Origin of the sequence: Snodgrassella sp. CFCC 13594 (assembly GCF_001590725.1) — a bacterium.
Classification (GTDB): Bacteria; Pseudomonadota; Gammaproteobacteria; order Burkholderiales; family Neisseriaceae; genus Snodgrassella.
The window spans coordinates 1-215 of record NZ_LQXR01000126.1 but is presented as its reverse complement, the minus strand read 5'-3'; the positions used below and the strand labels follow the sequence as shown (position 1 = coordinate 215).

At 52.6% G+C, this 215-nt stretch carries 1 protein-coding gene; it reads left to right on the top strand.

Annotated features, from left to right (window positions below; all coding sequences use genetic code 11):
- The coding region (locus tag A2F46_RS12810; RefSeq protein WP_369796349.1) for a hypothetical protein at positions 1–196 on the top strand (196 nt) is incomplete at its 5' end.
- Positions 197–215: the final 19 nt, after the last annotated feature.

Here is a 215-nt window from a genome sequence, read left to right as displayed (position 1 = left end):
CTTAGAACAAGGCTATAGCAGCATTGGCACCCTACACGAACGCCGAGGCGAGAACCAAACCCTCGCCTGGGACGAATGCGGCACCTGCGGCAGTGATGCCAAAGGACAGACTTGGGCACGGGTATATGGCAAGCACTTGGAACAAGATGGCAAGCATCGATTGAACTCGATACCGACATCTACGGTTTCCAAATAGGTCATGACTTCTTGGTGAA